Source organism: Paraburkholderia youngii (genome assembly GCF_013366925.1).
GTDB classification, from domain to species: Bacteria; Pseudomonadota; Gammaproteobacteria; order Burkholderiales; family Burkholderiaceae; genus Paraburkholderia; species Paraburkholderia youngii.
On sequence record NZ_JAALDK010000001.1, the window covers coordinates 3,953,197 to 3,966,204 of the forward strand.

10 protein-coding genes are annotated in these 13,008 nt (G+C 64.8%); 4 read left to right on the forward strand and 6 right to left on the reverse strand.

Translation table 11 applies throughout. The annotated features are described in order from the left end of the window. Nucleotides 1–8: 8 nt before the first annotated feature. Together G5S42_RS18235 and G5S42_RS18240 are read right to left on the reverse strand one after the other, a co-directional pair. The gene (locus G5S42_RS18235; RefSeq protein WP_176108089.1) at nucleotides 9–1,217 is read right to left on the reverse strand and encodes an acyl-CoA dehydrogenase family protein; all 1,209 of its coding nucleotides are present in this window, start codon (nucleotides 1,215–1,217) and stop codon (nucleotides 9–11) included. 30 nt (nucleotides 1,218–1,247) lie between these two features. Beyond that, complete coding sequence (locus G5S42_RS18240) at nucleotides 1,248–3,368, reverse strand: 3-hydroxyacyl-CoA dehydrogenase NAD-binding domain-containing protein (RefSeq protein WP_176108090.1); 2,121 nt, start codon at nucleotides 3,366–3,368, stop codon at nucleotides 1,248–1,250. A 126-nt stretch (nucleotides 3,369–3,494) separates the two neighbouring features. Between G5S42_RS18240 and G5S42_RS18245 the strand changes: the two genes are divergently transcribed. Beyond that, nucleotides 3,495–4,403 (forward strand): LysR family transcriptional regulator, encoded by a 909-nt coding sequence (locus G5S42_RS18245; protein ID WP_176108091.1) that lies wholly within the window; start codon nucleotides 3,495–3,497, stop codon nucleotides 4,401–4,403. Nucleotides 4,404–4,413: 10 nt separating this feature from the next. On the opposite strand, the gene G5S42_RS18250 is transcribed toward G5S42_RS18245, so the two are convergent. Further along, nucleotides 4,414–5,280: a hypothetical protein gene (locus G5S42_RS18250; protein WP_176108092.1), complete on the reverse strand. Its 867-nt coding sequence runs from the start codon at nucleotides 5,278–5,280 to the stop codon at nucleotides 4,414–4,416. A 327-nt stretch (nucleotides 5,281–5,607) separates the two neighbouring features. Here G5S42_RS18250 and G5S42_RS18255 point away from each other — a divergent pair, with 327 nt between their 5' ends. Then, nucleotides 5,608–7,284 (forward strand): acyl-CoA synthetase, encoded by a 1,677-nt coding sequence (locus tag G5S42_RS18255; RefSeq protein ID WP_176108093.1) that lies wholly within the window; start codon nucleotides 5,608–5,610, stop codon nucleotides 7,282–7,284. Nucleotides 7,285–7,333: 49 nt separating this feature from the next. Further along, nucleotides 7,334–7,714, forward strand: coding sequence for a DUF5594 family protein (locus tag G5S42_RS18260; protein ID WP_176108094.1), 381 nt, complete (start codon nucleotides 7,334–7,336; stop codon nucleotides 7,712–7,714). Between the two features lie 110 nt (nucleotides 7,715–7,824). Here G5S42_RS18260 and G5S42_RS18265 read toward each other — a convergent pair whose 3' ends face one another. Then, a complete protein-coding gene (locus tag G5S42_RS18265; protein ID WP_176108095.1) occupies nucleotides 7,825–9,942 on the reverse strand; it encodes a phosphocholine-specific phospholipase C in 2,118 nt (705 codons plus the stop codon). A gap of 136 nt (nucleotides 9,943–10,078) precedes the next feature. On the opposite strand from G5S42_RS18265, the gene G5S42_RS18270 reads away from it, so the two are divergent. Further along, nucleotides 10,079–10,444: a hypothetical protein gene (locus tag G5S42_RS18270; RefSeq protein WP_176108096.1), complete on the forward strand. Its 366-nt coding sequence runs from the start codon at nucleotides 10,079–10,081 to the stop codon at nucleotides 10,442–10,444. Between the two features lie 51 nt (nucleotides 10,445–10,495). Here the strand turns inward: G5S42_RS18270 and G5S42_RS18275 are convergent, their stop codons facing one another. Both G5S42_RS18275 and G5S42_RS18280 read right to left on the reverse strand, forming a co-directional pair. Continuing rightward, nucleotides 10,496–11,356, reverse strand: coding sequence for an alpha/beta fold hydrolase (locus G5S42_RS18275; protein ID WP_176108097.1), 861 nt, complete (start codon nucleotides 11,354–11,356; stop codon nucleotides 10,496–10,498). A gap of 11 nt (nucleotides 11,357–11,367) precedes the next feature. After that, nucleotides 11,368–12,957 (reverse strand): benzoate-CoA ligase family protein, encoded by a 1,590-nt coding sequence (locus G5S42_RS18280; RefSeq protein WP_176108098.1) that lies wholly within the window; start codon nucleotides 12,955–12,957, stop codon nucleotides 11,368–11,370. Nucleotides 12,958–13,008: the final 51 nt, after the last annotated feature.

The window sequence follows — 13,008 nt, forward strand, 5'->3', positions numbered from 1 at the left end:
CGCGCCTCTTACAGTCCGAGGATCGTTTTGGAAATGATGTTCTTCTGGATTTCGTTCGAGCCGCCGAAGATCGACAGCTTGCGATTATTGAAGTACTGCGACGCGGCACTCGCGGCTTCGTCGGGGCCGACCGGCACGCCGTCGAAACCTTCGTACAGCGCTTCCTCGACGAATGGCTGCGCAAAAGCGCCCATCGCGCGCCGCGTCAGCGACGAGATTTCCTGACGGATTTCGGTACCGCGAATCTTCAGCATCGAACTCTCGGCACCGGGCACGCCGCCGCCCGCCACTGCCGCGATCACGCGCAGGTTGGTCGTCTTCATGTTCTCGAGATCGATCTCGACGCGCGCCATGCGTGCCGCGAACGCGGGATCCTCGGCGAGCGGCCGGCCATTGCGCAGCTGTTTCGCGGCGATCTTGCGCAGACGGTTGAACGCGGCGACCGAAAAGCCGACGCCCGCGATATTGGTGCGCTCGTACGTGAGCAGATATTTCGCGTAGGTCCAGCCCTTGTTCTCTTCGCCGACGAGATTTGCGGCAGGCACGCGCACGTCGGTGAAAAACACTTCATTGACTTCGTGCTCGCCGTCGAGCGTGATGATCGGCCGCACTTCGACGCCCGGCGTATTCATGTCGATCAGCAGAAAGCTGATGCCTTCCTGTTTGCGCACGTCGGTCGCGGTGCGCACGAGACAGAAGATCATGTTCGCGTAATGCGCGAGCGTGGTCCACGTCTTCTGGCCAGTGACGATGTAGTGTTCGCCCTGCGCATCCTTGCCGCGCACCGCCGTCGTTTTGACTGACGCGAGGTCGGAGCCCGCGCCCGGCTCCGAATAGCCCTGGCACCACCAGTCGGAACCATCGAGAATGCGCGGCAGCCAGTGACGCTTCTGCGCTTCGCTGCCGTACCTGATCAGCACGGGCCCGAGCATGTTGACGCCGAACGGTACGACGCGCGGCGCGCCGGCCAGCGCGCATTCGTTCTCGAAGATGAACTTCTGCACCGCATTCCAGCCTGGGCCGCCGTATTCCTTCGGCCAGTGATTCGCGAGCCAGCCCTGCGCGTTCAGAATCGCGTGCCACTCGGCCATGTCGTCGCGCGTCAGACGCCGGCCGGCGTGCACCTTGCCGGCGAGGCGTTGCGGCAGCTTGTCGCGCAGAAACGCCAGCACGCTGGCGCGAAACGCTTCTTCTTCAGGGGTGAAGTTCAGATCCATCGCAGTCGTACCGTCCGGGTTCGTGGCGGCTCAGGCCGTCGTGTTCAGGCTCGCGAAATCCGCTCCGCGCTCGACCAGTTCAACGAGCAGCGGCGACGGCCGCCAGAACAGCGGGTCTTCCTTCGCGTACTCGCGGATGTCGGCGAGGATCGTCGCGAGGCCGACGCTGTCCGCGTATTTCATCGGACCGCCGCGGTAGCGCGGAAAACCGTAGCCGTACAGCAGCGTCACGTCGACGTCGAGCGGGCGCAGCGCGATGCCTTCGTGCACGACGTTCGCGCCTTCGTTGATCATCGCGGCCATATAGCGGCGAATGATCTGCTCGTCGGTGAAGCTGCGCGGCGTGACGCCCGCGCGCTTACGTTCGGCGTCGATGATCGCCTCGACTTCGGGATCGGGCATGCCGCCGCGCGATCCTTCGGGGTACAGATAGAATCCGCGGCCCGTCTTCTGGCCGAACCAGCCGCGCTCGCACAGGCGGTCGGCGATCTGCACGTAGCGTGCGTTCGGGTCGCGCGTGGCCGCGCGGCGTTTGCGCGCCGCCCAGCCGATGTCGCCGCCCGCGAGGTCGACCACCTGGAACGGGCCCATCGGCAAGCCGAACGCGCGCACGGCCGCGTCGATCTGATACGGCGACGCACCGTCTTCCATCAGCGCGTCCGCGGCGGCGCGATAAACGGCGAGCAGGCGATTGCCGATGAAACCGTCGCACACGCCCGCGCGCACCGGCGTCTTGCGCAGCTTCTTCGCGAGCTCGAACGCGGTCGCGACGACGTCGGCGCTTGCCTGCTTCGGCACCACGACTTCGAGCAGCTTCATGATGTTGGCGGGCGAGAAGAAGTGCAGGCCGATCACATCGGCGGCGCGCGGGATGCTGGCCGCGATCGCTTCGATGTCCAGATACGACGTGTTGGTCGCGAGCACCGCGGCGGGCTTGCAGACGCGATCGAGCTCGGCGAACACGGCCTTTTTGACGTCGAGATCTTCGAACACGGCTTCGATCACGAGGTCGACGTGAGCAAGCGCATCGTACGACGTGCCGCCGCTCCAGCGCGCCATGGTCGCGGCTTTCTTTTCGGCGGTGAGGCGGCCTTTGGCGATCAGCCCGTCGTAGACCTTGTCGATGTGCGCGCGGCCGCGCGCGAGCGACGCTTCGTCGCGTTCGATCATCGTGACGGGCAGACCAGCGTCGAGCAGCGCGACCGCAATGCCGGCGCCCATCGTGCCGCTGCCGATCACGCCTATCGCCTCGAGCGCGCGCGGTTTCGCGTCGCGCGTTTCGGGCGCTTTCAGCACTTCGCGCTCGGCGAAGAATGCGTGCACGAGACCGGCTCGCTGCGGGCTGTCGAGGCATTGCAGGAACAGCGTGCGTTCGAACTTCAGGCCTTCGTCGAAGGGCTGTTCGATCGCGGCTTCGACGGCGTCGACGATTTTTAGCGGCGAGAACAGGCCGCGCGCTTTCTTCGCGGTTTCGTCACGCGCTTTCGCGACGGCGGCGAGGCTCGCGGCGCGATCGTTCAATGCGGCGGCGTCGCGCGTGCGGCGCACCGGCGCATGCGCGGCGAGCAATTCGTGCGTGTAGGCGAGTCCTTCGGCGAGGATGTCGTCGCTGTCGCCGAGACGGTCGATCAAGCCCAGCGCGAACGCTTCCTTCGCGCTCGCATGACGGCCGCTCAGGATCAGATCGAGCGCGGCCGGCGCGCCGATCAGGCGCGGCGTGCGTTGCGTGCCGCCCGCGCCGGGCAGCAGGCCGAGCTGCACTTCGGGCAGGCCGAGCTTCGCGCCCTCGACGGCGATCCGGTAATGCGCGGCGAGCGCCACTTCGAGCCCGCCGCCGAGCGCGGCGCCATGCAACGCCGCAATCACGGGTTTCCCGCAGGCCTCGATGCGATTGCACACGTCCGGCAGCGAAGGCGGCACCGGCGGCTTGCCGAACTCGCGAATATCGGCACCGGCGATGAAATTGCGCCCCGCGCCGACGATCAGCACGGCTTCGACGTCGCGATCGGCGTCGGCGGCTTCGATCGCGGCCAGCAGGCCGCGCCGCACGTCGGCAGAGAGCGCGTTGACCGGCGCGTGGTCGATCGTGACGAGCAGGACCTTGCCGCGCAATTCGCGCATGACGACGTCTGCTGTGGGGGAATGGTTCATCGTGGGTGTCTCCGTATGAGGGTGGCGAAGTGCGCCGGATCGCCCCATTCTGGAGTGGTCAACGTTCATTGACAATCACATGGCTGATTGACAGACTGTCAAAATTACTTTGACAACGGCATGCCAATGGACGTCAACTCGCTGACCCTGCTCGTCGACATCCTCGATGCCGGCAATCTGAGCGAAGCGGCGCGCCGTCTCAAGATGAGCCGCGCGAACGTTAGCTATCATCTGAACCAGCTCGAGCGTTCGGTGGGCCTGCAATTGGTGCGGCGCACCACGCGCCGCGTCGAGCCGACCGAGATCGGTCTGCGGCTCTACGAGCACGGCCGTACTATTCGCAACGCATTGCTGGCCGCGCGCGAGTCGGTGACGACGCTGGGCCAAAGCCTGCAAGGGCGAGTGCGGCTGAGCGTGCCGAGCGGCTATGGCCAGCTCGTGATGTCCGACTGGCTGATCGCGTTCAAGCGGCTGTATCCGGGCATCGTGCTCGACGTAATGTTCGAGAACCGCGTCGAGGATCTGATGCGCGACGAGATCGACATCGCCGTGCGCGTGATGTCGGAGCCGCCGCAAAACCTCGTCGCTCGGGACATGGGGGCGGTCCGGTACGTGGCCTGCGCATCCCCCGAATTCGCGCGGACGCACGGCATGCCCGCGACGCTCGACGACCTGCGCAGCGCGCCGTTGATTACCGCGGCCGTGATCGGCAAGCAATTGCGGCTCGCCGCGTATCTGCGCGACGAGCGTCATGAAGTGCTGCTCGAACCGACGATTATTTCGGAAAACTTTCTATTTTTGCGGCAGGCGGTGCTGGCCGGTCTGGGCGTCGGACTCGTGCCGGACTACGTGGTGCAGGACGATCTGAAGCGCGGCGCCGTGCTGAGCGCGCTCGATGCCTGGCGGCTCAGCATCTTCGGCACCCACATGTACATGCTGTACATGCCGAACCGGCACCACACGCGCGCGGCCGCGACGTTCATCGACTTCGTGCTGGAGCAGGCGCAGGGCTCGGGCAGGGGCGGCGCGAACTGAAGCGACGAACTCAGGCGCCGAGTCTGCGCGCAATGGCCGTCGTGACCATCGGCACGCCGACGCGCAGCAGCTTGCGCACGCCTTCGTCGCTGCCGACTTTCTCCACCGCGTTGTCGATCATCGCCTGCATCACGCTCGCCGGATAAAACTCGCGAAACAGCTCGTTGGCGCCGGTTTGCTCGAAGACGTGATGCAGGAACGACCCAACGGGCGGGCCGATGCGCTTGAAGAGCCCCATCTTGACGACCCGGTTGTTGCACAGATGCAGCGTGTACGCGTCGGAACAGAGCGCCGCGCATTCTTCGAAATAGCGCGGCAGGAACACCTTGTAGTAATCGTTGAAGTGCACCGGGTAGAACAGGCTTTCGGGAAGACCGGCCTTCACGCCGTAGACGGCGGTCAATAGACGCGGGCCGGTGTCGCCCCACTTCAGTGCGGTGCCTTTCATCGCTTCGACCCGTTCGATCGCCTCGTGCAAGCGCGGCTGATCCGGATCGAGCCTCAGAATCGCATTGCAGATGCTCGTCTGGGTCTCCCGCCCGATCAGGTCGCCCTTGGCGTTGAGGTCGAAATCACGAAGCAGCAGCATGTCCGTGTCGACCCAGATCTCGTCGGTCTTCGTGAACATCACGAAGCGGAAATAGTCGGTGAAATGCTGCATCGACGGCACCCCGCGAATCGGGAAGTCGTTCAGCGAATCGCGCGGCAGTATCGTGGTCGCATCTTTCGCACTCACGCCGGTCGGCAATTCAGCGATCGGCTCGTAGCTATAAAGCGCGACCTCGCTGCCGTACTGCGTGAACGAACTTAGACAGGCGACTTCATAGGGAGATAGTTCCGGACCGTGCCAGAACGATGCAAATCTTGCCTTGCGCATATGTCATCCGGGGTAGCGATCATGCGGCGCAACATAGGCACCGAACCTGTGTAACGATCCTAGACGGGGACGACACTGGTCAGATCTAAAGGGCTTGAATCACACAGGAGTTGTCGCAAAACGTTGAGTTCAGCGCGACGTGTCGGCGATTATGTGCGGGACTATGTCGTATTTGGCAAATCCAATTGCGCAAGGCGACGCGGCGAACGGGACAGGCAAGATCGTGGGCTTAAACTGCGGAACACCGGCCATGCGCGCGCAGTAGAAGCAAGCAATGGGCCATGCATTACTCCATGCAGCGATAGCGACGATATTCAGGAGAACGCGATGAACCTCGACGGCGAGACTTACGATTCGCTCACGGCCAATTTCACGTGGCGCATTCCACCGCGCTACAACATCGGCGTCGATGCATGCGACAAGTGGGCCGATGGCTCGGGGCGTCTCGCGCTGATCTACGAAGATGCCGACGGCCGCGCGACCCGCTATACGTTCGACGAACTGAAAGCCCTGTCCGACCGCTTCGCCAATGCGCTGCTCGCGGCGGGCGCACGGCGCGGCGAGCGCGTCGGCATCTTCCTGTCACAATCGATCGAAACGGCCATCGCGCATCTCGCGGCCTACAAGGCCGGCATGGTCGCGGTGCCGTTGTTCGCGCTGTTCGGCGTCGACGCGATCGAGCATCGGCTCGGCGATAGCGGTGCGGTCGCACTCATCACTGATCACGCCGGCGTGCAAAAGATCGACGAAATCCGCGGCGCGCTGCCGGAGTTGCGACACGTGTTCAGCGTCGATATCGAGCAGGATGACGAAGCATCGGACGCGCCCGTGAGGTCGTTCTGGCAGGCGTTGCATAGCGCTTCCGCTGAGTTCACGCCGGCCGATACCGCCGCGGACGATCCGGCGATCATCATCTATACGTCGGGCACGACCGGAAAACCGAAGGGCGCGCTGCACGGGCATCGCGTGTTGCTCGGGCATCTGCCCGGCGTCGAGATGTCGCAGCAGGGCTTTCCCGCGCACGCGACGCTGATGTGGACACCCGCGGACTGGGCGTGGATCGGCGGTCTGTTCGACGTGCTGCTGCCATCGTGGCATCACGGCGTCGCGGTGCTCGCGCGCCGTTTTGCAAAATTCGACGGCCACGCCGCTTTCGATCTGCTCGCGCGTCACGCGGTCTCCCATGCGTTTTTACCGCCGACCGCGCTGAAGATGATGCGCGGCGTCGAGCGGCCCGCTCATCTGCGGCTCGCGTTGCGATCGGTCGCGAGCGGCGGCGAATCCCTTGGCGAGGAACTGATCGGCTGGGGGCGCGATGCGCTCGGCGTGACGATCAACGAGTTCTACGGGCAGACCGAGTGCAACGTCGTGGTGTCGTCGTGCGCGGCGCTGTTCGAGCCGCGCTTCGGCGCGATCGGGCGCGCGGTGCCGGGGCACCATGTCGCGATCGTCGATGCCGCCGGCAGCGAACTGCCGCCCGGCGCGATCGGCGATATCGCGGTGGCCGCGCCCGATCCGGTGATGTTTGTCGGCTACTGGCGCAACGAGGCGGCGACGCGCGAGAAATTTCGCGGCAAGTTTCTGCTGACCGGCGATCTCGGCACGCGCGACGCGGACGGCTTCATTCGCTTCGTGGGCCGCGGCGACGACGTGATCACGAGCGCCGGCTACCGGATCGGGCCCGCGTCGATCGAGGATTCGCTGCTGCGTCATCCGGCCGTCGCGATGGCCGCCGTGGTCGGCGCGCCCGATCGCGACCGCACCGAAATCGTGATGGCGTTCGTCGTGCTGAAAGCGGGCTTCGTCGGCGACGATGCGCTGGTGCGCGAGATCCAGCAGCACGTAAAGACGCGTCTGGCTGCGCACGAATATCCGCGCGAGATTCGCTTCGTCGAAAGTCTGCCAATGACGGCCACCGGCAAGGTGATCCGCAAGGCGCTGCGCGAGGCGCTGGGGGATACCGGCGCGCGCGACCCGGACGCGATCCCACCGGCGAAAAACTGAGTCTGCTACGATGACCCACCCACGATGAGAGTCACAGCGGAGACATGGGATGCGCCCCGAGAGTGCAATTCGTTTCGACCAGGAGTTCGCGCCGCGCATTGCCGAGGCGATCGCCGCGTGTGTCGGGAAGACCGTTCACACCGACGTGCTGCCGCATGGTGAACCGGGGCAGCCCACCCGCGTGCGGATTCACGCAACGCCGCTCGATGAACTCGGTCATTACCCGCATCCATTGAATCTGTATCTGACCTGGGACAGCGATGAAATAGAAAGACTGATGGGCGAGCAAGGCGCGACGCGTTTCGCCAGATATCTGGCCGCGTTGCCGCGCAAGCTCAACGCGTGGACCCAGGCGCGCGAACTCGATTTCTCCACGCACACGCAGGGTGAACCGGTTACGTTGATCGGCGGCCTCGATTTCGAAGCGTAGACGCTCGCGCGCGTTTGCGGGTTTGCGCTCGAGATAGCTGGATAAAAAGCGGCCGCTGTGCTCGAAGAGCCAGCGGCCGTTGCTTTTGCAGCGTTGGGTGAGCGCGATGTTCAGGCGCCCAGCGCCGGATCGCTGATGCTGTCAGTGCCCGTCTCGACGTGACCGGCGATGCGGCGGGCAAACGTCGGGTCCGTATCGACGGTGATCGCGAGATCGTACCAGCCGTATGCTTTGCGCAGATCGAGGTACAGATTGTCGGTGTCGCCGCCGCGCACCGAATGCTTGATCACATGGTCCTTGTCGTACGCGTTGACGATCGTGAACTGGCACCGCGCGCTGCCGACGTTCTCGAGCCGCAGTTGCAGATTGCCGTTCGCGACGTCGTAGCCTTCGACGACGGCCGGCCGTGCGGTGTCCGAACCATTCCACCAGTTCCGCGCAACCACTTTGCCCGCGAAGCGGCGCAGGAAGCCGTTCGGTCCGTGCACGCTGAAGTCGTAGCTGCCATCGGCGTTGAGCATCAGCGTGTCCTGCAGATGCTTGCCCGCTTCGACGGTATAGCTGCGCGGCGCGTCGGCGCTATCGGCCGCGTACACGAGGAACACCGCGCCCGCGCGGCCCGTGTTGACGAAGCGCATCGTCAGCTTGCCGCTCGAGCCTTCGTCGACGCGCACGAACAGTTCGTATGGCAGCGCGCGTGCCGGGCGCACGCCCGCTTCCTGCTTCGGTACCGTCTGCACCGTCGGCGCTTGCGGCACGTAGTCCGGGTGACGGTTCTGGTCGGGCGGCACGTAGCCGCTCGTGCTCGGCAGCGACGGCACCGACGCGTTCGGATTCGCGAAATTGAACGCAGAGGTCAGATCGCCGCACACCGCGCGACGCCACGGCGTGATGTTCGATTCGCCGAGATTGTGCTCGCGGCCGAAGCGCTTTTCGATGAAGCGAATCACCGACGAGTGGTCGAACACTTCGGAGCACACGTAGCCGCCTTTGGACCACGGCGACACCACCAGCATCGGCACGCGCGGTCCAAGCCCGTACGGCCCGGCGACGTTCTTCGGATCGCCCGGATAGATTTCATTCGCGATCTCGACGGTCGACAGACCGTTCGCGCTCGACGCGGCCGCGAACGGCGCGGCGATGTGATCGAAGAAGCCGTCGTTTTCGTCGTAGTTGATGAGCAGCACGGTCTTGCTCCACACGTCCGGGTTCGACGTGAGGATCTGCAGCACCTGGTCGATGTACCACGCGCCGTAGTTGGTCGGCCAGTTCGGGTGTTCGCTGTACGCTTCGGGCGCGACGATCCACGACACCTGCGGCAGCGTGCCGTTTTGCACGTCGCGCTTCAGGATGTCGAAGTAGCCGTCGCCGTTCGCCGCGTTGGTGCCGGTACGTGCGTTGTCATACAGCGGGTTGCCCGGCTGCGCGTTGCGATACTGGTTGAAATAGAGCAGCGAGTTGTCGCCGTAGTTGCCGATATACGCGTTCTGCGTCCAGCCCCAGGAGCCGTTCGCGTCGAGCCCGGTGCCGATGTCCTGATAGATCTTCCACGTGATGCCCGCGTTCTGCAGCACTTCGGGGAAGGTCGACCAGCCGTAGCCGAGCTCCGAATTGTCGATCACCGGACCGCCGCCGCTGCCGTCGTTGCCGACCCAGCCGCTCCACATGTAGTAGCGGTTCGGATCGGTCGGACCCATCAGCGAGCAGTGGTACGCGTCGCAGATCGTGAATGCGTCGGCGAGCTGATAGTGGTACGGGATGTCGTCGCGCGTCAGGTAGGCCATCGTGGTCGCGCCTTTCGACGGTACCCACTGATCGTTGCGGCCGCCGTTCCATGCGGCGTGCGTGGTGCCCCAGTCGTGCGCGAGATCCTGCAGGAATTGCAGGCCGAGGTTCGGCGCGCTCGGACGGAACGGCAGCACGTGGCTGGCGCCGGTGGTATCGGTGGTGAGCGGCTGATACCACACCGGCTGGCCGTTCGCGAGGTTGATCGCACGCGTGTCGCCGAAGCCCCGCACGCCCTTGAGCGTGCCGAAGTAGTGGTCGAACGAGCGGTTCTCCTGCATCAGCACGACGATGTGCTCGACGTCGCGGATCGTGCCGGTGCGGTTGTTGGCCGGAAGCGCGAGCGCATTGCGGATGCCGGGCGGCAGCATGCTCAACGCGGTGAAGGAAGCGGCGGCTTGCGCGGCCGAGCGCAGAAAATCACGGCGATCTGTTGAAGTCATGGTTGTGGCTCAAATCTTCGGTGGAGGAAAAAGGCACGGGGAAGACGAGTTGCGGTACTGAAACGGCAATGTTGCGGCGGACGCGCGAAGGCAGGCTAGTCTCCGCGCGCGGCGCAATTCTCAATCGACGGTATGGATGACGGGGCGGGCAAGCGGCGGTGAGGCGGCGGACAGCGCCGTGCCGGCTTCGGATGCCGGTGCCGCCGGTGTCTGGATCGTCAGTGTCGGCGGCGCGAAGTCGGCCGGCGGCTGGGCGATCGACGGGGCGCCGGGGTTAGCGGCGGAATGTTCCGTTGAACTGATCGTATTCGTGCTCGCGGGCGGGTCGTCGTTGCTGCATGCTCCCGCTAGCGCGCACAGCGCGATGACCGTCACGGCGCCGGTCAAACGTTTGCGGCACGGCGCACGAACCGGCTTCGACACGAAAGGCATGGCACTGTCTCCGGGCGGGGAAGGGATGCCTCGCCATCGATGTGCCGAGGTCAGCGATGCCGCAGCATAATCGCCGATCCGTGTAATTTTTATGAAGTATCGGTAACAGCCAGGGCGCCGCTTATCGCTGCGCGCGAACGAACGCAGCGATCGCGTCGTTGAGCGCCGCGGGCGCATCGCGATGCGGCGAGTGTCCGCATGCGTCGAGCTTCACGAGTTGCGCGTGTGGCACGCGCGCGGCGATCGTGTCGATCTGCGCCATCGTGCCGTAGTCGTCGTCGTGGCCCTGGATCGCGAGCAGCGGTCGGCGGATCGGCGCGAGCGCCTCGACGATCGACCACTGCCTGAACTCGGGATCGAGCCAGATATCGTTCCAGCCGTAGAACGCGGAATCGACGTCCGCGTGATAGCGGGCGAGCTTCGCCCGCAGATCGGTGGTTTCGTAAAGCTGCTTCGTCTGCGCGATGCTTTGCACCGAGATGTCTTCGACGAATACGTGCGGTGCGATCACGACCGCGCCCGCGAGCGCATCGGGATACAGCGCCGCGTACAGCAGCGCGATCGAGCCGCCGTCGCTATGGCCGATCACCCACATCCGCTGGCGTTGCCGCAAGTCGATATCGAGCGCGTCGAGCAAGGCGGGGAGAATGTCGCGCGCCTGCGCGGTCATGAAATCGACCGGCCATTTCTCGTCAGGCGCACGCGGGGTCGAGAGTCCGTAACCGGGCCGCGAATAGACGAGCCCGCGCATGCCGAGCCGCTCGCACAACGTCTGTGGCCAGTCGCGCCACATCGCGATCGAGCCGAGACCTTCGTGCAGGAAGACCGCGATCGGCGCATCGTCCTGTTGAGCATTCGCCTGCTCGTTGACCCAGCAATACTCGATGTGCAGCGAGCCATGCGACGCAGTCGCCTGCAGTTCGGCGAAGCCTCCCGCGGCCCCCGCGGAGGAAGTGGCAGGAGCGGTACCTCGGTTCTGCATCAATGAAACACCTATGACAGTTCGCGCAGCTTGAAGCGTTGAATCTTGCCGGTGGCGGTTTTCGGAAGATCGTCGGTGAATACGATATCGCGCGGGTACTTGTGCGGCGCGAGCCGTTCCTTGACGAAGGCCTTCAGTTCATCTGCGAGCAGATCGGACGGCATGAAGTCGCGCTTGAGTACGACGAATGCGCGCGTTTTAACGAGTCCGCCATGATCGACGCCGACCACCGCCGCTTCGAGCACCGCCGGATGCGCGACGAGCACCATCTCGACCTCGATTGGCGACACATACTGGCCGCTTACTTTCAGCATGTCGTCGCTGCGGCCCGCGTAAACGTAACAGCCGTTCGCGAGACGCCGATACTTGTCGCCGCTTCTGATCCATTCGCCGAGAAACGTCGCGCGCGTTTTCTCGCGATTGCTCCAGTACATCAGCGCCGCGCTCGGCCCTTTGATGAACAGATCGCCGACTTCGCCATCGGGCACTGGCCGCCCAGCTTCGTCGCGCAACTCGACTTCGTAGCCCGGCACGGGGCGTCCGGTCGTGCCGTATTCGACTTCGCCCGGGCGATTCGACAGGAAGATGTGCAGCATTTCCGTCGAGCCGATGCCATCGAGAATCTCGGCACCGAAGTGCGCGGTGAAGCGTTCGCCGACATCGCGCGGCAACGCCTCGCCGGCCGACGCGCACACGCGGATCGCGACGTCGGCGCGTGCGGGCAGATTGGGCGACACCAGCATGTTCGCGTACAAGGTCGGCACGCCGCAGAACACGGTCGGGCGCTGCTTGACGAGGCGCGTGAAAATCGCGTCGGCGGTCGGGCGCTCGGCCATCAGGATCGCGGTCGCGCCGACCGACAGCGGAAACGTCAGCGCGTTGCCGAGCCCATACGCAAAGAACAGCTTCGCCGCCGAAAACACCACGTCGCTCTCGACGATGCCGAGCACCGGCTTCGCATACAGCTCGGCGGTCCAGTACAGATTCGCGTGCGTGTGGACGGTGCCTTTCGGCTTGCCGGTCGAGCCCGACGAATAGAGCCAGAAGGCGATGTCGTCCGCGTTGCTCGCACAGCCTTTAACGGCCGGTGTGGCGGTATCGACCAGCGTTTCGAAGTGGGGCGCCCCGAGCGGCTTTCCGGTGGAAGCGTCTGGCTGCGAGACGATCAGGTGGCAGCCGTCGTCGTCGATGCTGCTCAGCGCCTGCGTCACGTTGGATAGCAACGGTTCCGACACGATCACCGCGCGCGCATGGCTGTGCGTCAGCATGCACGTATAGTCGGCGGCGGTCAGCAAGGTGTTCGCGACGACCGGCACGATGCCCGCGTACAGCGCGCCGAGAAACGCGACCGGCAACGATACGGTGTCGAGCATCACGAGCAGCACGCGCTCCTCGGGATGCACGCCGAGCGCACGCAGTGCGCTGGCGCAGCGCCGAGCGCGCTGTTCGAGTTCGCCGTAAGTCGTCGCGCCGTGGTCATCGATATAAGCGACTTTGCTCGCGCGAGCTTCGTTCAATTGGAACAGATGCCTCGCGAAGTTGAACAGTGGGGGCGGCGGCGCAACCGGCTCGCGCGCGCTCGTTTCCAGCAGGGCTTCCATATGTCTCCTCCGTCCGTGGACGCGGTCCGGCTTTTGTGTGCGCGTGATCCG

What these genes read in the sequence shown, in the direction of transcription:
- G5S42_RS18235 (WP_176108089.1), bottom strand. Translation starts at nt 1,217, where the DNA reads ATGGATCTGAACTTCACCCCTGAAGAAGAAGCGTTTCGCGCCAGCGTG.
- G5S42_RS18240 (WP_176108090.1), bottom strand. Translation starts at nt 3,368, where the DNA reads ATGAACCATTCCCCCACAGCAGACGTCGTCATGCGCGAATTGCGCGGC.
- G5S42_RS18245 (WP_176108091.1), top strand. Translation starts at nt 3,495, where the DNA reads ATGGACGTCAACTCGCTGACCCTGCTCGTCGACATCCTCGATGCCGGC.
- G5S42_RS18250 (WP_176108092.1), bottom strand. Translation starts at nt 5,280, where the DNA reads ATGCGCAAGGCAAGATTTGCATCGTTCTGGCACGGTCCGGAACTATCT.
- G5S42_RS18255 (WP_176108093.1), top strand. Translation starts at nt 5,608, where the DNA reads ATGAACCTCGACGGCGAGACTTACGATTCGCTCACGGCCAATTTCACG.
- G5S42_RS18260 (WP_176108094.1), top strand. Translation starts at nt 7,334, where the DNA reads ATGCGCCCCGAGAGTGCAATTCGTTTCGACCAGGAGTTCGCGCCGCGC.
- G5S42_RS18265 (WP_176108095.1), bottom strand. Translation starts at nt 9,942, where the DNA reads ATGACTTCAACAGATCGCCGTGATTTTCTGCGCTCGGCCGCGCAAGCC.
- G5S42_RS18270 (WP_176108096.1), top strand. Translation starts at nt 10,079, where the DNA reads ATGACGGGGCGGGCAAGCGGCGGTGAGGCGGCGGACAGCGCCGTGCCG.
- G5S42_RS18275 (WP_176108097.1), bottom strand. Translation starts at nt 11,356, where the DNA reads ATGCAGAACCGAGGTACCGCTCCTGCCACTTCCTCCGCGGGGGCCGCG.
- G5S42_RS18280 (WP_176108098.1), bottom strand. Translation starts at nt 12,957, where the DNA reads ATGGAAGCCCTGCTGGAAACGAGCGCGCGCGAGCCGGTTGCGCCGCCG.